Raw genomic sequence first — 24,867 nt, 5'->3', positions numbered from 1 at the left:
TAGCAATTCATTGATGTTTGCAAAAAAAAATTACACAGTTTGCAGATAATCTATGCGTACATGATAGATACTCATAAGCATTGTCTTGAATATCAGCTTAATAGTTTCAAGGTCTTTTAATGTAATATCACAATTATCTAACTGCTTTTGCTCCAGTTTGTAGTCAATTATGCGTTCTACCAAGTCATTTATGCTTTGGGCATCCGGATTTTTCAGACTTCTTGAAGCCGCTTCTACCGAATCTGCCAGCATCAGAACACCTGTTTCCTTAGAAAAAGGAATCGGCCCCGGATAGCGGAAAATATTCTCATCTACAAACTTTTCAGGAGAATTCTTTAAAAAAGACTGGTAAAAATAATCTACCCTAGTATTGCCATGGTGCGTTCTGATAAAGTCAATCACACTCTCTGGCAATTGATGCCTCCTGGTGATCTCTATTCCTTTGTGCACATGTTTAATGATGATCTGGGCACTCTGTTCGTAAGGCAGCTTATCATGCGGACTCAGGGCCGTATTCTGGTTCTCGATAAAGTACTGCGGATTTTCTATCTTACCAATATCATGATACAATGCCCCTGCTCTCACCAGCAAAGAATTTCCCCCGATCTTAAATATGGCAGCCTCAGCAAGGTTGGCCACCTGCAGCGAATGCTGAAACGTTCCAGGAGCCTTAAATGCAAGCTCCCTGAGCAGCTTATTATTTGTATTGGTAAGTTCTATCAGCGCCACATCAGAAGTAATCCCAAACATCCTTTCAAACGCATAGATTAGCGGGTACGCCAGTAATGAAAGCAACACGCTCACTACAAAAGGAATAAAATTAACCCATTGGATCTGGCTGAAAGCCCCTTCTCTAAGCAATGCTATGCCTACAAAGGAAATGAAATAGGCAGAAAGAATATACATCGCAGAAAGGAGCAACTGCTCCCGCTTGATTAAATTCCGGATACTGTAAATAGCCACCATGCCAGCAGTGGTCTGATAGAACACAAACTCAAAGCTATTCGGCACAAAAAAACCTGCTATCAATATCACCAGCAGATGCAGGTATAGCGCTAGACGCGTATCAAACAAAATCCGGATGATAATTGGAACAATACAAAATGGAATATAATACAGGCTTGGTAAATTAAGTTTGATGGCCCAGGTCAAAGACAACAACATGGTGGTAGTGACCAGCAATAATAAAGAAAGCTGACGGTTATCAGCAAAAATATCTTTCCTGAATAGCTTTAGAAATACCATGAGCAGGCTAACAATAAAGCCAACAAGCAGGATCTGTCCGAAATAAACCTGCCTGCTATCCCCTATCGTTCTTGTTTGTGCCTCATATACTTCCTTAAAAGATTGCAGCTTTTGATATACCTCATCATCGATTACATTGTTTTTGGCAATGATGAGCTCCCCTTTCTGCACCATACCCCGTGTGGTAGAAAGGCTGTTTAATGCACTTTCCTGAACGGTGGCAGTAAGTTTCTCATCAAACACGATGTTTGGGGTCAGGTGATCTTCTACCAGGTTGAACACAACTTCCTTAGCGTTGAGATTTATAGACTGGTATTGCTGCTTAAAGTATTCAAGTGCCAAATTAACAGTAAACACGTCCTGAGTACTCATTACTTTGGTAACATTGTTGTCCAGCAGAGAAAAATCGTAGTACTTATTGCCATCCTGATGTTTGGCGGTAAGGGCTATGATGCCTTTATTATAAATGGCTTTCAATAATTTAAGCGAAGCGGCCTTATCGGCTTGCTTATCTGTTTCTGAAAGCGCACTGCTCCGCCACTTCACGTCAAACTCACTCGAATACGCTTCTTCTACCTGGTTGATCAAAAATTTATTTAGTGTATAGATTGGCAATACATTCTCAATGGCGTCTTTCCTGTCTGTATCGACCTGTGGATTGGTTTTAAGAATAGCAAAACTAAAAGGCGATACCAGATCCTTATTTTTCCAGATCTCGCCTTTTTCAAACTCATACCTAAACCGGGGCTGCTTTGGCAAAAAGACAGTGATGATCAATACAGAAATGATCATCATGATATACTTGATATTAGATGAATACTTTCGATAAAGTACCCTGTGGGAATTCTTCTTGATTTTGGCCAAAACAATTGCTTTATATACAGATCAAAATTAGCATTAATTTTTGTACTGGCAAGGAACGACCCCGCTTCGTAAACGGCTTATACTGGATTTTCAATTAATAGGGGAATTATAGGGACTTTACAGGGAGATTATAGGGACTTCATAGGGATAAATACCCTACTTTATTTTTATAATATACCTATTAAAAGCGTGTAATATATTTGTTTTATACTAAGGCAGTACAAAGCGTGATAAGATCATTTTAAAACCAAAAACGGATACAGGTAATGCTTTTAAAAAATTCTGATTTTCTACTTGTAAATCCAGAATAAATTCTTTTACTTTATGATATCAAATTAATATCATTATGTATCAGGAAAAAATCATCAGCCCACCCTCAGGCTACTTAACATTGTTCTTGTTTCTTGCGCTCTTAGGAGCTGCAGTTTTAGCCTTTGTAGGAAGACACCATGCTATTGGCGTTGGTGTATTATTGTTCAACTTTATACTGGTCCTTCCGGGCCTCATTATCAACAACCCAAATGAGTCAAAAGTGCTTACCTTATTTGGAAAGTATGTGGGAACAGTAAAAACGGATGGATTCTTCTGGGTAAACCCACTGACGGTTAAGAAAAAAGTATCGCTGAAAGCCAGAAACCTGAACGGTCACCAGATAAAAGTGAATGATAAACTGGGTAATCCGATAGAAATAGCTGCAGTAGTAGTTTGGCAGATCCAGGAAACTGCAAAAGCGATGTTCGCAGTGGAAGATTATTTGCAGTATGTGACCATACAAAGCGAAGCAGCGGTAAGGCACCTTGCCAACATTTTTCCGTATGACAATTTTGAGGACGAGGAAGCAACTATTACCTTAAAAGATGGTGCGGACAAAGTAAGTTCGCTACTGGAAGCAGAACTGAGTGAAAGATTGTCGAGAGCAGGTATTGAAGTAATTGAAGCACGCATTTCACACCTGGCTTATGCACAGGAAATAGCCAGTGCCATGTTGCAGCGTCAACAGGCTACAGCGGTCATTGCTGCAAGAAAACTAATTGTAGAGGGCGCAGTAGGCATGGTAGAAATGGCCCTTGAAAGATTATCAGAGAAAAACATTGTAGAACTTGATGAGGAACGTAAGGCTGCAATGGTAAGCAACTTGCTGGTAGTATTATGCGGCGACCGCAATGTGCAGCCCGTAGTAAATACAGGCACTTTGTACAATTAAGTGTGTAATTAAAAATACAGGACACCGGCAATAAACAATCATGGCGGAGAAAGATAAAAAAGCTTTTGTACTTAGGATCAGTCCAGCTTTACTAAGTGAAATAGAAAAGTGGGCCGGTGATGAATTCAGAAGTACCAACGGACAGATAGAGTTTTTGCTGAGTGAAGCTGTAAAATCTAAAAGGAAAAAGCGTGCCAACAAAAATGATACAGAATGATTTCTGTTAAATAGCGATGGAAATTTGCCCCTCAGGTCAGGAAATATATAACTTTGCTTTCAAAACATAAAATAACGAAATGAAAGAGGTAGTAATTGTATCTGCTATACGAACACCAATTGGAAGTTTTGGGGGTTCTTTATCCGGTTTTTCTGCTACTCAACTAGGTGCCGTTGCTATCAGAGGCGCAGTTGAAAAAGCCGGCATAAAACCTGCTGACGTTCAGGAAGTGTATATGGGTAATGTATTGTCGGCCAATATCGGTCAGGCACCTGCCACTCAAGCTGCTAAATTTGCTGGATTGCCTGATGTTCCGGCAACTACCATCAATAAAGTCTGTGCTTCGGGAACCAAGGCCATTATGCTTGCCGCGCAGAGCATTGCGCTGGGAGAAAATGAAATTGTGGTAGCCGGCGGTATGGAAAGCATGAGCAATGTTCCTTATTATCTTGACAAAGCACGAACCGGCTATCGGTTAGGTCACGGGCAGTTGACAGATGGCTTATTAAAAGATGGCCTTTGGGATGTGTACAACGACTATCACATGGGCTCGGCGGCAGAATTATGTGCCCAAGAATGCGGGATTAGCCGTGAAGATCAGGATGCTTTTGCCATAAGTTCTTACAAAAGGGCACAAACGGCGCAGACAAACGGAAAATTTGATTCAGAGATTGTACCCGTTGAAATAAAAGACCGCAAAGGCAATATTACGGTTGTTGATAAAGATGAAGAGCCATTTGCTGTTAAATTTGATAAGATCCCAGGATTAAACCCGGTATTTAAAAAGGACGGCACTGTGACTGCTGCCAATGCCTCTACTTTAAATGACGGTGCGGCTGCGCTGGTATTGATGAGCGCAGATAAAGCAAAAGAACTCGGATTAAAACCGCTGGCAAAGATATTGGCTTATGCCGATGCACAGCAGGCTCCTGAGTGGTTTACTACCGCTCCGTCTAAGGCCATTCCCCTTGCCTTGCACAGGGCAGGTAAAATTATCAACGACGTAGATTTTTTTGAAATTAATGAAGCTTTTTCTGTAGTTTCACTGGCTAATAACAAAGAATTGGGACTGTCTGAAGACAATGTAAACGTAAATGGCGGTGCTGTAGCTTTAGGTCATCCATTGGGCGCTTCGGGAGCCAGAATAGTCGTTACATTGTTGAGCGTACTGACCCAGAATAAGGGAAAAATCGGTGTTGCCGGAATCTGCAATGGCGGTGGCGGCGCAAGTGCACTGGTAATAGAAAACTTAAATTAATAGATGCATAAAGGGCTGGGTTTTTTAATGATCTTATTATGTTGTGCGGCAGGAAAATTGACCGCGCAACATAGTTTTGCATTCAACAACGGCCCGGTAATGAACAAGTACCAGGATTCATTGCTTAGACTTAACGAAGCAACTTTTAATGCGGATAACAATGAGCAACGGTTTTCGCTAAATGCCCAGTTCATAAAAACACTGGTGAATTCTTTAAAAACCCATGGCTCTTTTGCCTTTCCTTTTGATTCACTAAAAAAAATCTCTGTTGTTAAGTCTGCTGACAATTCTTTCAGGATCTTTTCCTGGCATCTACCGATAGATGACGGTACCTACCGTTTTTTCGGAACCATACAAATGGCAACAAAGGATGGCAAACTAAAATTGTACCCGCTGATAGACCAAACCGAAACCATTGACCCTAATCAGATTACAGCTAATAAAACATGGTACGGAGCTACGTATTACGAGATTGTACCCGTCATAAGCAATGGCAAACAGCCTTACTATATTTTAATAGGCTGGAAGGGAAACAACACCAAAACCTCTAAAAAGGTGATTGACATCTTGTCTTTTGTTAAAGATGAGCCTGTTTTTGGAAAGGCTGTTTTTGGCAATGACAATAGCAAGAACAGGGTGATCTTTGAATACAATAAGCTCAACTCCATGACCCTCAAAACAGATAAGAATGTAGGGATGATCGTGTTTGACCACCTTGCCCCTTTTACACCTGATATGGCAGGCAACTTTGAGTTTTATGCGTCCGACCTCAGCTTTGATGCGTATAAGATTGTAAACGGAAAACTAAAACTGATAGAAGACATAGAACTGAAGAATGACCCGAATGCACAGGATGATTTGTATGCTGATCCGGCAGACAAGAAAAATCAGCCTGTAAAGAAGCTTTAAGTGTAATTAATACACTTTTACTGAAAATTAAAAATTTGGGAGTTTGCTTGCATGTACCTATCTTGCGCGTTGAACTAACTAAAAACTAAACATAAACACACTAAAAAACTGACATGAATACACAAAGTTTGGATACTCCAAATAATTTTTTCGAGAATAAGGTACTCGGGCATCCTGCGGGACTGTTTGTTCTGTTCTTTACAGAAATGTGGGAAAGATTTTCTTACTATGGCATGAGGGCACTATTGGTGCTATTTCTGATTTCTAACCTCGATAAAGGGGGCTGGGCCTGGCCGGAAGAGAATGCACTGGCCTTGTATGGCACTTATACCTCGTTGGTTTATTTAACTACCATTATGGGTGGTTACCTGGCAGATAAGTACCTGGGTTATCGCTGGGCAGTGGTGATCGGGGCTTGTTTGATGACTATGGGTCATGCCAGTATGGCTGTTGAGACCCCTACTTTTTTGTATTTAGGCATCGGTCTCTTAATTTTTGGCAATGGTTTTTTCAAGCCCAACATGACTTCTATTGTTTCACACATCTACAAAGATCATCCTGAGAAGAAAGATGGTGCCTATACCATTTTCTATATGGGTGTTAACGCAGGTGCATTTTTAGGCATCATGCTATGTGGTTATATTGGCGAAACAGTAAGCTGGAGCTGGGGATTTGGTTTAGCAGGTATATTCATGTTCTTCGGCATGCTGCAATTTTACTTTACACAGGGAATATTTGGCGATGTGGGCAGGAAACCGACTAAAGAGGACAACCTAAAGAAAGCCAACAATGATGATGGTGATAAAAGGGTACCTTTTACAAATTTAGACCTTATCTTAATCGTACTTTCTTTATTATTAGGTCTGGTATGGATATTAAACGATCCATATTCTAAAATTAGCGGCAACAATCTGCTTGACTTTACTGCTTTAGGTATGCAGGGGGCAAGTTTTACGATTGTAACAGGAGTGGTATTATTTTTAATCTTACTGATCGGCAGAATTGTCCGGTATGCTAAAGTAACCAGGGACCGTCTGATTGCGGTGACCATATTTGCCTTCTTCACAGTATTTTTCTGGGCCTCATTTGAGCAGGCCGGTGGTTCGATGACCATCTTTGCAGATAAATTTACACAACGTGATTTTTCAGGGGGTGCCGCTACTGCCTTTAAGATTGTAAATACTTTACTTACAGTTGTTCCGCTTGGAATTATCACTTTTGTTTTATGGAAATTATTTACGCAGACCTTTAAAAAGTTTGCTACTGGAAATATCATTCTCGGAGCCAGCTTTGTAGTGATCTGGGGCGTGGTGATCTGGATGCTGAACAATGAGTTTCAAAAAGAGACCACTACTGTTGCAGCCTCCTGGTTTGGTATTTTAAACTCGTTTTTCATTATCTCTTTTGCACCATTGGTATCCAAAATATGGGAAAGTAAATACAACCCTCCTGCTGCATTTAAATACGGAATCGGCATGACACTATTGGGACTTGGATTTGCTTCACTCGCTTATGGTGCCTCGACTATTGTGGGTGGAGAAGTATCTGTAAAAGTGAGCATGGTCTGGTTGATTTTTGCCTATCTGTTCCATACTTTAGGCGAACTGTGCTTATCACCGGTAGGCCTTTCTTACGTAAGTAAATTAGTACCTGCGCGGATGATCGGTGTGATGTTTGGCATCTGGTACCTGGCCATCGCCATTGGTAATAAAACCGCCGGTGCAATGGGCGGTATGATCAATGAGATCACCCAGAAATATTCACTTTCTACTTTCTTCCTGATCTTTACATTAGTGCCTATAGGCCTGGGTATATTGGTTATACTTTTACATCCATTGCTTAAACGTCTGATGCACGGCGTTAGGTAAGCGCCTTATATAAAAATAAACAAACTATGGCTTTTCAACCATCGCTTCAAGAAATTCAGAACTTTAAAGGCAAGTATCCAAAGCAACTTTGGTCCTTGTTCTTTTCTGAAATGTGGGAACGGTTTTGCTTTTATGGAATGCGTGGCATGCTTACGTATTTCATGGTTACCCAGCTCTTGATGAGTGATGTGGATGCCAATTTGCAATATGGTGCTACACAGGCTTTTGTATATGCATTTACGTTCATTGGGGGTTTATTTGCAGATAAAATCCTGGGATTTAGAAAATCCCTCTTCTGGGGTGGTATCCTGATGATTATTGGAAGCAGCATCCTGGCATTCGACCCGCATCAGTTCTTTTTCCTGGGGATAAGTTTTACCATTATCGGTACCGGTTTTTTCAAACCCAACATCTCCACCATGGTCGGCAAGTTGTACAAGGCAGACGATCCACGCAGGGATGCTGGTTTTTCTGTGTTTTACGCTGGTATTAATATCGGTGCCTTATTGGGCGGATATGCCTGTATTGCCATTGGAAAAGAATACTCCTGGCACCTGGCGTTTGGCCTGGCAGCTATTGTGATGACCATCAGTTTAATCACATTTGTTTTTACCCAGAAAAGTCTGGGGCCAATAGGCCTCCCACCTTCCGGTGAGGAAGAAATGAATGACATTGTGGTTGCTGGAATAGAAGATAAAGTGCAAACTGAACCGGTTACCGTTAAAGTTAAAGCAAACAATAAAAAATGGTATGATTATGCGGTATATGCCGGTTCTCTTGCTGTGATACCTGTCATTATGATCATGGTAGCCAAAACTCAGTATACAGATTGGTTTATGTACATCATTGGGCCGGCTACGCTTGTTTATATAATTTATGAAATGTCTAAATATGGATGGGCAGAGCGAAAGAAACTAATTGCGGCTTTAATATTCATCCTGTTTTCTATTATTTTTTGGGGGATATATGAGCAAAGCGGCGGTTCTTTAGCTTTATTTGCCGCAAGGAACCTGGATTCTCAATTGCTGGGAAGCATAACCCTCGACCCTAATGGCGTAAACAATTCAGCAAACTCACTTTTTGTCATCATCTTCGCCTTCCTCTTCAGCATCATCTGGATAGGGCTGGCAAAGAAAAAGATCGAGCCCAATACGGTAATTAAGTTCGGACTCGGTTTTATATTTCTGGCTGGCGCCTTCTTTATTTTTTACAGTACCAGGTTTTTTTCCAATGGCGCAGGGATTGCGTCTCTGGATGTATTTATCATCGCATATCTGGTGATGACCTTCGGAGAGCTTTGCCTGAGTCCTATCGGTTTATCTATTATGACCAAACTTTCTCCTGTAAAACTTCAGGGTGTAATGATGGGAATGTGGTTTTTAGCAAGTGCTTATGGTCAGTATGTAGCAGGTATTTTAGGTGCGGGTATGGCACAGGCGGGTGAGCACGATACCCCGCTGCAGAAGCTAATGTCCTATACGGAAGGTTATAAACAATTAGCGATCTATTCGTTAATTGCAGGTGTAATATTAATCGCGATCTCTCCGGTTGTAAAAAAACTAATGCAGGAAGTAAAATAAAAGGAAAATTCAATTAGATTACATAATTTCGCCATTTAATTTATTTTACGTGTCAGACAGCCTGGTTATCATTCCTACCTACAATGAAAAAGAAAACATTGAGAAGATCATTAGAAAGGTATTTTCTTTAAGTTATTTTTTTGAAATACTGATCATTGATGACGGATCACCGGATGGCACTGCAGAGATTGTAAAGCAACTTCAACTGGAATATCCGGCACTTCATCTGGAACAAAGAAAAGGAAAACTCGGGCTGGGAACTGCCTACATCCATGGGTTTAACTGGGCACTGGCCAGGTCACAGTATGAATTCATTTTTGAGATGGATGCCGATTTTTCTCATAACCCTGATGATCTGGCACGCTTGCGCGAGGCCTGCGTAAAGGGTGCAGATGTTGCGATAGGCTCACGTTACGTAAAAGGGGTTAATGTGGTCAACTGGCCGATGAGCAGGGTGCTGATGTCTTATTTTGCGTCTATGTATGTACGCATCATAACAGGGATAAACATACAGGATGCAACTGCGGGTTTTAAATGCTACCGCCGTAAGGTATTAAAGACCATCCCCCTCGCCAAAATCAAATTTGTAGGTTATGCCTTTCAGATAGAAATGAAATTTACTGCCATCAACTACGGATTTAACGTGGTAGAAGTACCCATTATCTTTACTGACCGTACAGAAGGCACTTCAAAGATGAGCACAAGGATCTTTAGGGAAGCTTTTTTTGGCGTGATCCAGATGAAAGTATGGAGCTGGTTTAGAAAATACGACAGGCCGGCTTAACCTTCTTCACGTGGCTTGCCATCGCGCATCATAGTTCCAAAATCCCATCGTTTATCCATCGCATTTATAATTTTTAAGATCCTTTTAGTCCTTGTCGGTTCCGTCTTTGCGGAATTGAGCCAGTTGATATACCAGTTTCGGTGAGACATCGGCAGTTTGAGGAAATTCTCCAATAGCTGGGCTTCGTCAGAAAGGCATAGTTCCAGATCCTCGGGAATCTCTATCTTAAAATCCTTGTCTTCTTCCAGCTGCACTTCTACCACTGCCCCAGCCTCCTTCCTCAGCTCCTTTCTTAAACTTGCTTTTAGCGCAATGATGAAATCTCCTTCACCTATCGGGACCATAGCCATGCCACTTATGGCAACCTGGTCTATCTTCCCCTTCACCCGGAAACTTTTCCTGCAATCGGCTTTTATCTGATGGGCAATGGCCTGTGGAATGAATACATAGCTCCATCCGGTCTTCTCTCCCATTTCCCCATAGCACTCTATTTCTGCTTTTAAAGTAATCATACAGGATTAAAGTTATTAAAAATAATAAGATGATACCTGCTCTATACCAAAAAAGGCTCGTTCATGTGAGGACATAGGAACAAGCCTTTTAAAACTTTTCTTCTACTCCAAGGCCAAACAGTGCAAAATCATATTTAACAGGGTCTAAAGGATCTAATTCCAGCAACCTGTCCGTCAGCTCAACTGCCGTACGCCAATCCGTCTGCTTCCTTTCAATGAGCCCCAGTCTGCGCGCAACCCTATCTACATGCACATCACAGGGACAAATTAAATCAGCAGGCTTAATCGTTTTCCAAATACCAAAATCTACTCCTTTATCGTCGCTGCGGACCATCCACCTTAAAAACATATTCAGACGTTTACAAGTAGACTTCTGCAAAGGCGAAGACACATGCTTAATGGTCCTTCCCGGGTACTCCGGTAAAGAGAAAAAATAAGCCCTGAAATAATTGAGAGCCCTTTCAATTTTAGGCGTTTGCTTATTGAGTTCAGTAAGCATACAACTGGAAGAAGCATACGATCCGCTCTGGTAATTACCTAACACCTGTTCAGATAAAAAGTCAGTCTGAAACACATCTCCCGGTGGCAAAAAAGCAGCCTCCAAGCTGTCAAACTGTTGGTAATGAGACTTAAAAAATGACACAAAATACAACAGATCGGTATCATTAAAGGTTCTGTGCTTGAATCCTAAAAGCCTTTTCAGGTCCTCATCCCCATGATGCATCATAAATTCATAGGGCTCGTGATCCATTCTCGCAAACAGCTCATTGCATTTATTGATAATGGTCTTCCTTTGCCCCCATGCTAAAATAGCCGCAAAAAAAGCGGCTATCTCTATGTCTTGTTTTTTAGAAAACTGGTGTGGAATGCATACCGGATCGTTCTGAATAAAATCAGGTCTGTTGTACAATGCAACTTTTACATCCAAAAAATCCTTAAGTTCGAGGAATTCCAATAGCTTATTTTTAAATGATCAGATTAAGCAAGCGCCTGTTCCAGATCTGCCAGCAGGTCTGAAATATCCTCTACCCCTACACTTAAGCGTAGCAAGTTATCAGTTACCCCTACCTTTTCACGCTCTTCCTTAGGAATAGAGCCATGCGTCATAGATACCGGATGGTTGATCAGCGACTCCACCCCACCCAGCGACTCTGCCAGCGCAAATACTTTAAATGAAGAAGCAATACGGAATGTCTCCTGCAGATCAGCATCTTTCAAAGTAACCGATACCATGCCACCAAAACCACGCATTTGCTTTTTAGCGATATCGTGATTGGGATGATCTTCAAAGCCCGGCCAGTAGATCTTATCAATCTTAGGATGGGTTTTAAGGAATTTAGCTACCTGTTCGCCATTTTCACAATGTGCTTTCATGCGCAGATGCAGGGTTTTAATTCCCCTCAATACCAAAAACGCATCCTGGGGGCCAGGTGTCGCACCACAGGCATTGTAAATGAACCAAAGATCTTTATATAACTGATCATCGTTGACCAGCAAAGCTCCCATTACCACATCCGAGTGTCCGCCAATATATTTGGTCACTGAATGCATGACAATATCCGCTCCCAGGTCCATTGGGTTTTGCAGATAAGGAGAGGCAAATGTATTGTCTACTGCAAGGATAAGATTATTCGCCTTGCTGATCTTAGCTACCCCTTCAATGTCAATAATCTGCATTGTTGGATTGGTAGGTGTTTCTATCCAGACAAGTTTAGTCCGCTCATTCACATACGCCAGCATATTTTCCGGTTTAGAGAAATCTATGAAATGGAATTTAATCCCATATTTCTCATAAACTTTGGTAAATATGCGATAAGAACCTCCATAAAGATCATTACCTGTGATTACTTCATCGCCAGGCTTTAATAATTTCAATACCGCATCTGTGGCCCCCATTCCGCTTGAAAAAGCGAGTCCGTACTTGGCATTTTCCAATGCGGCCAGACAAGCTTCCAAAGCTTTTCTAGTAGGATTAGTCCCCCTTGAATATTCAAATCCCTTATGGTCGCCCGGAGATTTCTGCCAGTACGTAGAAGTCTGGTATATCGGTGTCATAACAGCTCCTGTAGTAGGATCAGGCTCCTGTCCTGCATGTATGGCTTTAGTTGCGAATTTCATAGCTTATCAATTAATATGCACGTGCAAATAATACTCTTTGTGTAGACGGTTTTCCGGAATAGATACAAACCCCTTCTTCGAGTTTATTATCTAAAGGTATACACCTGATGGTTGCTTTGGTCTCCTCTTTGATCTTTTGCTCTGTTTCCGGTGTTCCGTCCCAATGGGCTGAAACGAAGCCTGCTTTACCATCCAGAATCGTCTTGAACTCCTCATAAGAATCGGCATCAGTAATGTGTTCAGTCCTGAAATTCAGTGCTTTACTATAGATATTCTGCTGGATCTCTTCAAGCAGTTGCGGAATAAAAATATCCAGGCCTTCCTGCTGTACCGTCTGCTTTTCGCGCGTATCCCTGCGGGCCAGCTCTACCGTACCATTTTCCATATCCCTGCCGCCAATCGCCAGTCTGATGGGAACACCTTTCAATTCATATTCTGCAAATTTAAAGCCCGGACGCTGTGTATCACGGTCGTCATATTTCACTGAAATACCCTGGCGTTTTAATTTAGGCATGAGCTCATCCACAAATACAGAAATCTTGGCAAGTTCTTCTTCACTTCTGTAGATCGGAACGATCACCACTTGTATAGGCGCCAGTTTTGGCGGAAGCACAAGACCCGCATCATCGCTATGTGCCATGATCAGCGCACCCATTAGACGGGTAGATACCCCCCATGACGTTGCCCAAACATGCTCTATCTTGCCTTCTTTATTGGTAAACTTAACATCAAATGCCTTGGCAAAGTTCTGTCCCAGGAAATGTGAAGTTCCTGCCTGCAAGGCTTTTCCGTCCTGCATCAATGCCTCTATGCAATACGTATCTAAGGCTCCTGCAAAACGCTCGTTAGCCGTCTTCACCCCTTTTACTACAGGTACTGCCATCCAGTTTTCTGCAAAATCTGCATACACATCCAGCATTTTCCTTGTTTCTTCTACTGCTTCCTCTGCTGTAGCATGTGCAGTATGCCCCTCCTGCCACAGAAATTCTGTAGTACGCAGAAATAACCTGGTACGCATCTCCCACCTTACGACATTAGCCCATTGGTTGATTAGCAAAGGCAGGTCCCTGTACGACTGGATCCATCCTTTATAAGTATTCCAGATGATCGTTTCAGAAGTAGGCCGAACGATCAGTTCTTCTTCCAGTTTCGCAGTTTCATCAACGATGATGTTGCCATTCCCATCATTTTTAAGACGATAGTGTGTCACAACGGCACATTCTGTCGCAAAGCCCTCTACATGTGACGCTTCCTTGGAGAAATATGACTTAGGGATGAATAATGGGAAATAAGCATTACTGTGTCCGGTATCTTTAAATTTTTGGTCCAAAACCGCCTGTATCTTCTCCCAGATGGAGTATCCATAGGGTTTTATGACCATACACCCTTTTACAGATGAATGCTCGGCCAGGTCGGCTTTTATAACAATGTCGTTATACCACTGGGAATAATCTTCGTTTTTACTTGTAATACCTTTGCTCATGTCTCGTTGGAACGTTTTTTGTGTTAAATAACTTGTATCGTAGGCTACAAATTTATAAATTTATACCTACAAAAAAATTGCAACACACAAACAACACAAATAGTTATGAAACCTATCCATTTATTGACAAGTATGCTTGCCCTGACAACGATAGTTGTTACGTCATGCTCTGCGCCCAGAATGGCACAGCAATCTAACAGTGATGATGATGTTTATAACACCACGGCGACGGCCAAAGTATATACTCCGGCGCCAGTAGTTGTAGCTCAAAGTCAACAACAAGAAGAACCTGCATATAACGAGGATGATTACTACGGTACAAGTGATCCTTATTACGATCAGGATTATTCTTCAAGGATCAACAGATTTTACTATGCAAGTCCATGGCGGACTTACTACGACCCATACTATTACAGTGGCTGGAATTCTGACTTCGGTTGGGGCGGTTACGGTGGCATGGGCTGGGGTTACATGCATTCGCCATGGGGATATAACAACATGGGTTGGGGCTTAGGATTAGGCTTTGGATGGAACAACTGGGGTTATAATAACTGGGGATGGAACAATTACTATGGTGGCGGCTTTATGGGCGGAGGCTACTATGGTGGCGGATATTATGGCGGAGGCCTCTACGGTGGTGGTTACTATACAGGCAGGACCACCAATGTACCTGATTACCGTTCAAGACCACGTTTGGGAAGAGAAGACGGTGTGGGATATAACTCAAGATATGGTAATCCAAGAAGCTCGGTAGTAAGAACCGATGCTAATGGAAACGTGATTCCTGGCAGAACCAGGTCTGAACGCTACAATCCTGACGCAAATGCGCCATCAAGAGTAGACAGAGGTAGTTCCACCAGACCTTCACGTGCGGAAACTACCAGACCTCCGGCTCAGCAAGCAAGGCCGGCAAGAACTGAAGCTCCTGCAAGAACAGAATCTGCCAGACCGGCAAGAACTGAAAGCAGGCCAAGTTCTCCCCCTCCGGCAAGGACTGAAAGTAGCAGGGGTTCAAGCAGCAGCAGTGGCAGCGGTAGTTCCGCAAGACCTGCAAGGGCTGGCAGAGGCTAATTAACGATCCTGCAGTTACGATACTGCAGGATAATTCAAACTCTTATACATATTAAAATGAAAAGACTGATGCTATCGATAGTAGCAATTGCTGCTACTACAGGCACATTATATGGCCAAAGCTACGCCCCGGATGCGCTAAAATTCTCTCAGACAAACTTTGGGAGTTCGGCAAGATTTAAAGCCATGGGCGGTGCACAAATAGGTGTTGGCGGCGACATGAGTTCTTTGGGCGGTAATCCCGCAGGACTTGGCCTCTTCACTAAATCCGAATTTAGCTTAACACCTGAATTCAACAGCATGATGGGAAAATCTACCTATCTTAACACACAGGTAGAATCCACTAAAGACCGGCTGAACTTAAACAATATTGGTGTAGTATTCTACAGCCCTACTTTCAGGATGAAAGGACAGGATGCCCAAAAAGGGGTAATCAGTACGGTATTTGGAATTGGTTATAACAGGAACAATGATTTTGGTGCAGAATTTAACTACGAAGGCCGAAATCCAAAGAATTCCATTGCTGACTATTTCAGTGAATTGGCTAACGGCACTGGACTTGAACCAGACCAGCTAAGAGCAGGCTTGCCACAGATGGCCTATGAGGGATTCATTATCGGACATGATGCCGATGGATACTTTCCTCAAACAGATGTTAATAATGACCAGGCGAAGAATGAAGTCAGATCAGGATCCACATCCGAACTGACCGCTTCAGGAGCAATAAACATTTCTAATCAGGTATATATTGGTGCGAGTGTAGGATTGGTCAACGTAAGATACATCAATGACAGCGAATTTGTGGAGTCGGGGTACAATGTAACCGAAGCTTCGGATTACAGCCTATCCATGCGTCAAAGCCAGGAGACAACAGGCTCTGGCTATAATGCCCGCTTAGGGGTTATTTTCCGCCCTGCTGATAATTTTAGAATTGGCGCCACCCTGCAATCTCCTTCATGGTTGTTTATCCAGGACAATACTACGCTCGTGGTTGATTCGAGGATCACCACGGGTAGCAACCCAGGGACTTATACCAATCAACCAGTTAATTATATTTTTAATTACCGGGTTCGTACGCCTTTAAAAGGTGCCCTTGGGGCCAGTTACGTAGTAGCAGGTAAAGCCCTGATTTCTGCTGATGTAGATTTCGTCGACTACAGTTCTATTCGTTTTTCAACCGATCAGGGAAGCGAACCTGAAACCATTATGGAAGAAAACAACATTGTGAGAAACAGTTACAAAAGTGCTGTAAACTACCGGCTTGGTGCAGAATACAAAGTAAACAGCCAGGTTAGTCTTAGAGGCGGATATGGATTGAACGGAAGCGCTATAAAAGATGATGACAGCGGTTACTTTGACACCAACTTTTATACTGGTGGTCTGGGTTATCGTGTCAACAATTATTACCTGGATCTTGCCTACCAGCGCATGGAAACGAATACAGATCTATCTCCTTATGAGGTGGGACCTGCAAGTGCTCCGGAAGAACCTGTAGCCAATATTAAAACTATAAGAAACAATGTATTCTTAACTTTTGGTGTAAGATTTTAAATACCTGAATGCTCGTTATAAACAACAAAAGCCGGACATGATCCGGCTTTTGTTGTTTATAGTCAATTGATTAACTATGTATTTCTTCTGATCAACCTGCATGCAATACCGCTCCCTCAACAAAAAATCGCCCGATCTTACGTTCCACTTCCTCATCTTTAATTAATTCTGGCGCATGATGTGGTTTTTTACGGGCGTCAATAATTATAGGACCACTACAGCCCCAATGCTTGTCTTTTATAAAAGCTCCGATACCATGTATGTCCATAGCAGGGTTACTTCGCGTAAAAGTAATCCAAACCAGGTTATTGATGTTTTCAGCAGTAAAATCCGCATCATCACAAAGCACGATCAGTGCCAGACCGCTTAGGTCCTGCCCCTTTAAATTTGTATTCAGCAGATCAATCTCCTGTTGAGTTTTTTCGGCGGTCTGATATTGGTTTCCGCTTAGGGTCAGCACTCCGGGGATGGCTAACCTGGCTATAAATCCTGAGGATAATGTGAGCCCCTCAGGAAGGTGTTCAGCCAATAAACGTTTTACATTTCCTGCCGCAGCAAATACAACCTTAGAACCGCTATTCAAGCCATCTCCACTATAATCAAGCGTATCGATGGTCGTTTGGGTATGAAAGTGCAGGTCTCTGCCAAAATCCATTCTTGAAAGCGCATGCTGCATAAAAGCAGAAAGGTCATGTGTACCCAAACTTTCATCATCTTCCCTTGCCGCAATGAATAAATACTTTGCCAGACTCAATTGGTTTTTCCCAAGTATATGGTTTGCAATGGTCAGTATCTCCTGCGGCCTCCGTTCTTTCAGAAAAGGTGTATATCTTTCACTGCCTATTGCGAACAGCAAAGGGTGCACGCCAGCAGCGTCAACGGCATTTACTTCTTTCAAACCGTGTATTTCTTTGGGCAGTGCCGATCCTGCTATTTCGTGGATCAATGCCCCGAAACTGGTATCTTCCTGCGGAGGTCTCCCTACCACAGTAAACGACCAGATCGCATCTTTTCTATGATACACCTGATGAACCTTCATCAAAGGAAAAGGATGCGTAAGACTGTAATAACCAAGGTGATCCCCAAAAGGCCCTTCAGGCTTATTTTCCTGTGGATAGACAGTACCTGTGATCACAAAATCAGCATCTGCTGAAATGCAGAAGCCCTCTTCATCATAAAAATACCTGAACCTTCTGTTGCCTAAAGCACCTGCAAAAGTCATCTCTGATAAGCCCTCAGGCAGCGGCATCACTGCAGCGAGTGGGTGCGAGGGCGGACCGCCCACAAAAATACTTACTTTCAGCGGTTGCCCTTTTGCATTGGCCTTAGACTGGTGCACCCCAATCCCTCTGTGGATCTGATAATGCAAACCTATTTCTTTATTAGGTATATAATCGTTTCCTCCCAGTTGGATGCGGTACATACCCAGATTGGCATTTAGTATCCCGGGTTTATCCACATCCTCTGTATAAACCTGTGGCATAGTGATGAATGGACCACCGTCCATCGGCCAGTTTACTATTTGCGGCAACTCGCTAATGGTCGTTTTCTCAAATGTGTTCTTAAAAAGGCTTTGTTTCAAAGGAAGTGCCGTCAATGCGGTAAATCCGATAGCAGGAAGCTTAAAAGGATTTTTTAACGCCTTTACGGGATCTGAACGAAGGTTTACCAGTCGCTCCACTTTTGGCAGACTGTCCCGAAACATAAATTTCGATCGCTCCAGTGTTCCAAACAGATTGGAAACTGCCGGGAACTTACTGCCTTTTATGTTCTCAAAATATAATGCCGGTCCTCTTTGCTCATATACACGAAGGTGTATCGCTGCCATTTCGAGATAAGGATCCACTTCTTCTTTAATACGAAGCAAGTGACCATGCTTTTCAAGATCTGCAACGCATTCTGCTAAACTTTTATATCCCATTACAGGTCAAAGATACAAGCTTACTTCTTTCCGGCAAATGATCTCAGCATCCAGGTAGTTTTTTCTTTAAACTGCATGAATTTATTGACCATATCATTGGTACCATCATCCCCCGCTTTGTCACTTTCTTCCATCACATCACGCTCCAGCTGGATCAGCACGGCCATATCTTCCAAAATAGCGTCTACCATATCCATGTCTTTCATGCCGATGGTATTTATTTCTTTTATTTTAGATTCTTTTATATAATCAGCAAAACGGCTGTGTGGTGGTTTACCAAGTGTTAGCACACGTTCTGCAATTTCATCAATAGTTTGCTGTGCATTGGTATATAACTCTTCAAATTTGATATGTAAAGTAAAGAAATTATTGCCTTTTACATTCCAGTGGCAACCTCTTAACTTCTGATAATGAATGTGGTAATTCGCCAGATATTCATTCAGCATATCTACTACGGGTTTTACTTCTTTTTCATTTAAACTTATTTCTTTTGCATCCATGATATTTATTTTTTATTTTGTTGCCTTGATAAGCACATGTAATAACAACAACCCTAAATTGAATTGGTTTCAAAAATGTTCCCTGAAGACAATAGTAGGTCGTACTGAGCGTTTATAAGACAACCATCATTTAAAGGGTTCGTTATATTATTCGTATTATTGCCTATTAATTTTATCAGAACATTAATGTATAAACTTTATATTTTATCTTTTTTTGCTGTACTAATAAACCTAACGATAGCCAACGCAAACACCAGAGATTCTATAGGGATTGAAAATAACAATGGCAAAAAAGTTATCGTTCACCAAACAGTTGCTAAAGACACTTACTATTCTATTGGCAGAAGATACAACATCCCACCGAAAGACATCATGGCCTTCAATGATAATAAATACCTGCAAATAGGGGTAATTATCAAGGTGCCTACCAACCTTCCTTTTTCAGAAAAAACGCCTGCTACCCCAAGTACAGCAACCACACAAGCACCCCCGGAAGGCAATCTTATTGAACATGCTGTCCAAAAGAAAGAAAACCTGAACATGCTGGCTGAAAAATACGGCACCACAGTCAATGAAATAAAAAGGATCAATAACCTTAGGTCTATCAACCTGCAGATAGGTCAAATACTAAAGATACCGGCCAACAATATAGCTGAGGAAACAACGCCAGTTGAAACGGTAACCCAACCTGTGGTGACCACCACAGTAAAACCAGAACCCGTCAAACAAATACAGCAGGTCAGCAAACCTGCTGCTGCACCTGTCACCATAGCAGCCCCTCCGGCAACAGTGCCGTCAGAAGAATTTGTGGAACATACTGTGGCATCCAATGAAACCATTTATTCCATTGCTACCCGCTATAAATTGACCATTGATCAGTTGAAGGCCAAAAACAACCTTACAGACAACGGTCTGCGCGTAGGCCAGAAGTTACTGATCAAGGGACAATATCCTGTCAAACAAGCATACGTACCGCCAACCACGGCAGATGACGACGACAAGACAGACTCCACGCTTAAGAAACCTGCATTAAGGTTGCCTGCCAGCAGATACGGCTTAAATGAGATTGATGAAAAAGGAACTGCCACCTGGATCACTGATCCTGATCTGGACCCTACAAAGATGCTTGTGCTGCACCGCACAGCTCCAATTGGCGGCATCATAAAAATCACCAATCCAATGAGCAACAGAGTGACCTTTGCAAAGGTTGTTGGTAAATTTACGGAGAATGAAACTACAAAAGATGTGATCATTGTAATGACAAAAGCGGTTGCCGATGCACTGGGTGCGCTGGACAAACGGTTTTTTTGCAACATAACATACGGCGGACAGGAGAATGAACAAAAATAAACCTTTCATCATTGGTATTGCGGGCGGTAGCGGCTCAGGTAAGACCTTCTTTTTAAATTGTTTCCTCCACCATTTCAAGAATGATGAGGTGACATTGGTATCTCAGGATGATTATTATATCCCCGCAGGGGAAATGACCCAGGAAGAAAATAAGCTATATAATTTTGATCTGCCATCTACCATTGATGACCATCAGTTCCTGCGAGACATCAATCAGCTGGTGAAGGGTGAGGCGGTGTATAAGAAGGAATACAATTTTAATAACCCACTTGCCATAGTCAAGATACTGGAAATCAATCCCGCTCCTATCATCATTGTCGAAGGACTCTTCATCCTCCATTTCAAAGAGATTGCTGCATTACTTGACCATAAGATTTTTGTGGATGCAGAAGAAAATGTTGCGCTTCGCCGAAGGATAAAACGCGATGGTATGGAACGCGGCTATCCGGAAGATGATGTACTATATAAATGGCACAACCACGTAGTTCCCGCCTACAAGGAATTCCTTTTGCCCTACAAAAACGAATGTAATAAAGTGATCATCAACAACTATGATACTCCCGATGACATTATAAAGATCACCCAGGAGATCTCAGACGATTTAAAAGTACAATACTGTAAAAGAGATTAATCCAGAGACATTTCCGGCGTATTGTCATCAGCATACAGCTTACCTAAAGTAGACTGTCTGATATACTCCACACTCACACCGGGCGCTCGTTCTATCAACTTAAACCCTCCTTCTGGTAAAATATCGAGCACAGCTAATTCCGTCACCACCTTTTTGATACACCTAACCCCCGTAAGCGGCAGAGTACAGGACGGCAGCAACTTACTCTCACCTGCCTTGTTCACATGCTGCATGGCCACTATGATGTTCTTTGCAGAAGCTACCAGATCCATCGCCCCTCCCATTCCTTTTACCATTTTGCCTGGTATCTTCCAGTTGGCAATATCACCATGCTCCGAAACTTCCATAGCACCCAATATCGTTAGGTCTATTTTCTGGCTCCTGATCATCCCAAAGCTCATCGCAGAATCAAATATGGACGAGCCCGGCAAAGTAGTGATTGTTTGCTTACCCGCATTGATCAGATCAGCATCTTCCTCGCCTTCATAAGGAAACGGGCCCATACCCAACAGTCCGTTCTCCGACTGCAAAACTATGTTGATCCCGTCGGGTATATAATTGGCCACCAGTGTTGGTATCCCGATCCCCAGGTTTACATAATACCCGTCTTTTATCTCTTTTGCGATGCGCCTCGCAATTCCATTCTTATCCAGCATAAATAATTTAGTTTTTGGTCCTTACAGTACGCTGCTCGATTCTCTTTTCATAATCCTGCCCCTGAAAAATACGGTGTACATATACCCCTGGTGTATGGATATGGTCGGGATCCAGTTGGCCCGCCGCTACCAGTTCCTCCACTTCAGCAATGGTCACCTTACCGGCCATGGCCATTACCGGATTAAAATTACGGCTGGTAGAACGGTAGATCAGGTTGCCCGCAGTATCGCCTTTCCAGGCTTTTACAATGGCAAAGTCTGCTTCAAAAGCATATTCCATCAGGTAATCTTTGCCATTAAAATTCCTGACTTCTTTACCTTCTGCTACTTCAGTCCCCACTCCTGCAGGCGTATATATTACGGGCATTCCGTATCCGGCAGCCATACATCGCGTAGCAAGCGTTCCCTGCGGTACCAGTTCTACTTCCAGTTCACCACTCAGCAACTGACGTTCAAACTCAGCATTTTCTCCTACATACGAAGCGATCATTTTCTTTACCTGGTGCTTATGAAGCATTAGGCCGATCCCAAAATCATCTACTCCTGCATTGTTAGAGATACAAGTCAGCTCCTTTACATCCTTCTCTACCAACGCATTGATACAATTCTCCGGAATTCCGCACAGACCAAATCCGCCCAGCATCAAGGTATGCCCGTCTTCAATATCTCTTATGGCCTCTTTAGCACCTGAAACAACCTTATTTATCATACTAAAAGTTTTGTTGGCTAAATTATACTATAAATGGGCTTAGACCCTAATAAAAACTAATTAAAATAAACATAGGTGATGCCATCGCCTCCTCTATCAGCATGCTCATCCTCTACCCTGTTTACCTGACTGTATTTTTTAAGGTATTCCCTGATCAGTTTTCTCAGTATCCCATCTCCTTTTCCGTGGATGAGCTTAATAAACGGAAAACCCAGCATGATAGATTTATCCAAATACTTCTCTACTTCATGCAGGGCATTGTCGCCGCGCATACCACGAAGATCCAGTTCGGCGGTAAAACTACCAATTGCTTCAGAAATACTTCCTGTATAGGAATTGGCCTGTACCGCTTTTTTAGCCTGCTTATTAGAGATCTTATGCACCCTGTTCTTTTTCAATACAGAGCGCAGGTCGCCCAATGCCAAAACAAGGTTATCACGGTTGATCTCCAGTACCTGACCGGTGGTCTCCGAATTGTTCAGCTGCACCCAGTCGCCCACCTCAATAGGTGTATTCAGTACCGAAACAGGCTCCGGCTTTTTCTCTTCCTTTACATGGTGCTGCACCAATTGCTTATGCAGGTTTTGGCGCAGCTCTTTAGTCACCACCTTATCTGCTTGCTTTTCTTTAATCTCTGCTATGGTATTCTCTACCAACTTATTGGCATTCTTAATGATGGCCTGTGCCTCCAGCTTGGCCTCCTTGATCAGTATCTTTCGGTTCTCATCCAGGAACAGCTTTAGCTTTTCATTCTCTGCCACCAGGTTCTTCACTTTGTTCTGCTGATTGGCCAGGTGTATTTTCGTATCATAAATCTGCTTTTTCTCTCGCTCTAAGTCCACCAGCAAACTGTCTATCCTGTTCTGATTGGTTCCGGTTTTCAAACGCGCCAATTCCAGCACTTCTTTCTGCAAGCCAATATTTTGTGCTATTTCAAAAGCATAAGAACTACCCGGTTTGCCTATTTCCAGCACATACATGGGCTTCATCCGGTCGTTATCAAACAACATGGACGCGTTTTCCAGTCCGGGGGTATTGCCTGCAAACAACTTCAAATTGGAGTAATGGGTAGTGATTACGCCCCTTGCCTTTTTATTGTTCAGCACTTCCAGTACTGCTTCGGCCATAGGGCCGCCAAACTGCGGGTCGGTACCTGTACCAAACTCATCTATCAGCACCAGCGATTTTGGCGTAGCATGTGCCACAAAATAACGCATCTTCGTGAGGTGCGCACTGTAAGTACTCAGGTCGCTTTCTATCGACTGATCATCCCCGATATCGGCAAAGATCTGGTCAAAAACACCAACCTCAGACGATTCATGCACCGGAATTAGCAGTCCCGATTGCACCATTAGTTGCAGTAACCCAACGGTCTTCATACATACCGATTTCCCACCTGCATTGGGCCCAGACACCAATACAATCCTCAAATGCTCATTGATATGAATATTTAAAGGCACTACTGTTTTACGGTCTTCCTTAAAGGAAAGGTGCAGCAAGGGATGACGTGCATTGACCAGCTTCGTTTTGGCTTCTTTGATCAGCACAGGCATATCGGCCTCCACGTCAATCGCAAACAACGCTTTTGCCCTCACAAAATCCAGCTTGGTAAGAAAACCATGATAAGAAAGCAGTAAATGCGTATAAGGCCTTAGGTCATCTGTCAGTGCTATGAGGATTTTGATGATTTCCCTGCGCTTGTCAAACTCCAGGTCCCGCAACTTATTGTTCAGCGTAAATACTTCCTCCGGTTCTATGTATACCGTCTGTCCGCTTGCCGATTCATCATGTATAAATCCCTTTAGCTTCCGTTTATTTTCGGCCAGAACAGGAATACACATCCTGCCGTCACGTATGGTCAGGCTGCCATCAGCCACCCAGTTGTTGCTGACTGCCTGCTTATAGATGGAATCCATCCGCTTCCTCACATCCTGCTCCGCTTTGGCTATTTCAGCAATTATCTGCTGCAGCATGGGAGAAGCATTTGGCTTGATTTTCCCCTTAGGATCCAGCACCGTCTCAATCCGTTTCAAAATATTCTTCTCTACCGGAAGGTGCTCAAACAGCGCCTCCAGGTTCGGATAAACATCTTTACGTTCATCAAAGAACCGCAAAACAGCAAATACCGTCAGCAGCGAAGCATACATCTGGTGCAACTCCTCCTCTACCAGGTAAGTACCTTCCACCCTGATCTTATCTGCCAGGCTCTTGATGTCAAAAAATGTACTGATTTGCAGCGGTTCCTGATTTTGCAGGATACTTTTAAACTCATAGGTCTGCCTCAAAAATTTATTGATCTGATCAAACTTGTTCATCACCTGCATCTTACCCACCATCTGCTGGCCCATCGGGCTCAGACAATGTTTGTATATAAGCTGTTTTACCTCATTAAACCCCAAACGCTCCAAACAATTCTCCGGATATAACATACTTTAC

Annotated in this window: 21 protein-coding genes; 11 read left to right on the top strand and 10 right to left on the bottom strand. The window is 42.7% G+C overall.

The genetic code is table 11. The features are described from left to right. Positions 1 to 30: 30 nt before the first annotated feature. Complete coding sequence (locus EZ437_RS12140; protein ID WP_131596630.1) at positions 31 to 2,037, bottom strand: HD family phosphohydrolase; 2,007 nt, start codon at positions 2,035 to 2,037, stop codon at positions 31 to 33. A 418-nt stretch (positions 2,038 to 2,455) separates the two neighbouring features. Between EZ437_RS12140 and EZ437_RS12135 the strand changes: the two genes are divergently transcribed. The 7 genes from EZ437_RS12135 to EZ437_RS12105 all read left to right on the top strand — a co-directional run bounded on the left by EZ437_RS12135 (position 2,456) and on the right by EZ437_RS12105 (position 9,929). After that, on the top strand, positions 2,456 to 3,313 hold the full coding sequence (locus EZ437_RS12135) for an SPFH domain-containing protein (protein WP_131596283.1): 858 nt from the start codon (positions 2,456 to 2,458) through the stop codon (positions 3,311 to 3,313). 40 nt (positions 3,314 to 3,353) lie between these two features. Further along, positions 3,354 to 3,530 (top strand): Arc family DNA binding domain-containing protein, encoded by a 177-nt coding sequence (locus EZ437_RS12130; RefSeq protein WP_131596282.1) that lies wholly within the window; start codon positions 3,354 to 3,356, stop codon positions 3,528 to 3,530. A 79-nt stretch (positions 3,531 to 3,609) separates the two neighbouring features. Further along, on the top strand, positions 3,610 to 4,788 hold the full coding sequence (locus tag EZ437_RS12125; protein WP_131596281.1) for an acetyl-CoA C-acyltransferase: 1,179 nt from the start codon (positions 3,610 to 3,612) through the stop codon (positions 4,786 to 4,788). A gap of 27 nt (positions 4,789 to 4,815) precedes the next feature. Then, complete coding sequence (locus tag EZ437_RS12120; RefSeq protein WP_225869562.1) at positions 4,816 to 5,697, top strand: hypothetical protein; 882 nt, start codon at positions 4,816 to 4,818, stop codon at positions 5,695 to 5,697. A gap of 113 nt (positions 5,698 to 5,810) precedes the next feature. After that, the gene (locus tag EZ437_RS12115) at positions 5,811 to 7,565 is read left to right on the top strand and encodes a peptide MFS transporter (RefSeq protein ID WP_131596280.1); all 1,755 of its coding nucleotides are present in this window, start codon (positions 5,811 to 5,813) and stop codon (positions 7,563 to 7,565) included. A 26-nt stretch (positions 7,566 to 7,591) separates the two neighbouring features. Then, positions 7,592 to 9,145, top strand: coding sequence for a peptide MFS transporter (locus EZ437_RS12110; protein ID WP_131596279.1), 1,554 nt, complete (start codon positions 7,592 to 7,594; stop codon positions 9,143 to 9,145). A 49-nt stretch (positions 9,146 to 9,194) separates the two neighbouring features. Then, positions 9,195 to 9,929, top strand: a complete 735-nt coding sequence (locus EZ437_RS12105) for a polyprenol monophosphomannose synthase (RefSeq protein WP_131596278.1) — start codon at positions 9,195 to 9,197, stop codon at positions 9,927 to 9,929. On the opposite strand, the gene EZ437_RS12100 is transcribed toward EZ437_RS12105, so the two are convergent. The 4 genes from EZ437_RS12100 to proS all read right to left on the bottom strand — a co-directional run bounded on the left by EZ437_RS12100 (position 9,926) and on the right by proS (position 14,042). After that, a complete protein-coding gene (locus EZ437_RS12100; protein ID WP_131596277.1) occupies positions 9,926 to 10,441 on the bottom strand; it encodes a YdeI/OmpD-associated family protein in 516 nt (171 codons plus the stop codon). The genes EZ437_RS12105 and EZ437_RS12100 overlap by 4 nt on opposite strands. A gap of 88 nt (positions 10,442 to 10,529) precedes the next feature. Further along, positions 10,530 to 11,396, bottom strand: a complete 867-nt coding sequence (locus EZ437_RS12095; RefSeq protein ID WP_131596276.1) for a TIGR02757 family protein — start codon at positions 11,394 to 11,396, stop codon at positions 10,530 to 10,532. A 23-nt stretch (positions 11,397 to 11,419) separates the two neighbouring features. Further along, positions 11,420 to 12,559: a cystathionine gamma-synthase gene (locus EZ437_RS12090; protein ID WP_131596275.1), complete on the bottom strand. Its 1,140-nt coding sequence runs from the start codon at positions 12,557 to 12,559 to the stop codon at positions 11,420 to 11,422. 10 nt (positions 12,560 to 12,569) lie between these two features. Further along, positions 12,570 to 14,042 carry a proline--tRNA ligase gene (proS, locus tag EZ437_RS12085; RefSeq protein ID WP_131596274.1) on the bottom strand — a complete coding sequence of 491 codons (1,473 nt, stop codon included), beginning with the start codon at positions 14,040 to 14,042 and terminating at the stop codon, positions 12,570 to 12,572. Between the two features lie 105 nt (positions 14,043 to 14,147). Here proS and EZ437_RS12080 point away from each other — a divergent pair, with 105 nt between their 5' ends. Continuing rightward, the gene (locus EZ437_RS12080) at positions 14,148 to 15,113 is read left to right on the top strand and encodes a hypothetical protein (protein WP_131596273.1); all 966 of its coding nucleotides are present in this window, start codon (positions 14,148 to 14,150) and stop codon (positions 15,111 to 15,113) included. A 57-nt stretch (positions 15,114 to 15,170) separates the two neighbouring features. After that, positions 15,171 to 16,664 (top strand): OmpP1/FadL family transporter, encoded by a 1,494-nt coding sequence (locus tag EZ437_RS12075; protein ID WP_131596272.1) that lies wholly within the window; start codon positions 15,171 to 15,173, stop codon positions 16,662 to 16,664. A gap of 91 nt (positions 16,665 to 16,755) precedes the next feature. Here EZ437_RS12075 and EZ437_RS12070 read toward each other — a convergent pair whose 3' ends face one another. Then, complete coding sequence (locus tag EZ437_RS12070; protein ID WP_131596271.1) at positions 16,756 to 18,585, bottom strand: UbiD family decarboxylase; 1,830 nt, start codon at positions 18,583 to 18,585, stop codon at positions 16,756 to 16,758. A 20-nt stretch (positions 18,586 to 18,605) separates the two neighbouring features. Beyond that, positions 18,606 to 19,085, bottom strand: coding sequence for a Dps family protein (locus tag EZ437_RS12065; protein ID WP_131596270.1), 480 nt, complete (start codon positions 19,083 to 19,085; stop codon positions 18,606 to 18,608). Positions 19,086 to 19,271: 186 nt separating this feature from the next. On the opposite strand from EZ437_RS12065, the gene EZ437_RS12060 reads away from it, so the two are divergent. Both EZ437_RS12060 and EZ437_RS12055 read left to right on the top strand, forming a co-directional pair. Further along, on the top strand, positions 19,272 to 20,435 hold the full coding sequence (locus tag EZ437_RS12060; protein WP_131596269.1) for a LysM peptidoglycan-binding domain-containing protein: 1,164 nt from the start codon (positions 19,272 to 19,274) through the stop codon (positions 20,433 to 20,435). Then, positions 20,422 to 21,066: a uridine kinase family protein gene (locus EZ437_RS12055; RefSeq protein WP_131596268.1), complete on the top strand. Its 645-nt coding sequence runs from the start codon at positions 20,422 to 20,424 to the stop codon at positions 21,064 to 21,066. The genes EZ437_RS12060 and EZ437_RS12055 overlap by 14 nt, the downstream gene beginning before the upstream one ends. On the opposite strand, the gene EZ437_RS12050 is transcribed toward EZ437_RS12055, so the two are convergent. From EZ437_RS12050 to EZ437_RS12040, 3 genes are read right to left on the bottom strand one after another with little or no spacing between them, the layout of a single operon-like run. After that, positions 21,063 to 21,722, bottom strand: a complete 660-nt coding sequence (locus EZ437_RS12050) for a CoA transferase subunit B (RefSeq protein WP_131596267.1) — start codon at positions 21,720 to 21,722, stop codon at positions 21,063 to 21,065. The genes EZ437_RS12055 and EZ437_RS12050 overlap by 4 nt on opposite strands. A gap of 7 nt (positions 21,723 to 21,729) precedes the next feature. After that, entirely contained in the window at positions 21,730 to 22,431 is a 702-nt protein-coding gene (locus EZ437_RS12045) for a CoA transferase subunit A (protein ID WP_131596266.1), read from the bottom strand. A gap of 56 nt (positions 22,432 to 22,487) precedes the next feature. Further along, entirely contained in the window at positions 22,488 to 24,860 is a 2,373-nt protein-coding gene (locus tag EZ437_RS12040; protein WP_131596265.1) for an endonuclease MutS2, read from the bottom strand. Between the last annotated feature and the right edge of the window lie 7 nt (positions 24,861 to 24,867).

Source organism: Pedobacter psychroterrae (assembly GCF_004331695.1).
Taxonomy (GTDB): Bacteria; Bacteroidota; Bacteroidia; order Sphingobacteriales; family Sphingobacteriaceae; genus Pedobacter; species Pedobacter psychroterrae.
The sequence above is the reverse complement of the archived record's forward strand: the minus strand, read 5'-3'. Positions and strand labels throughout refer to the sequence as shown.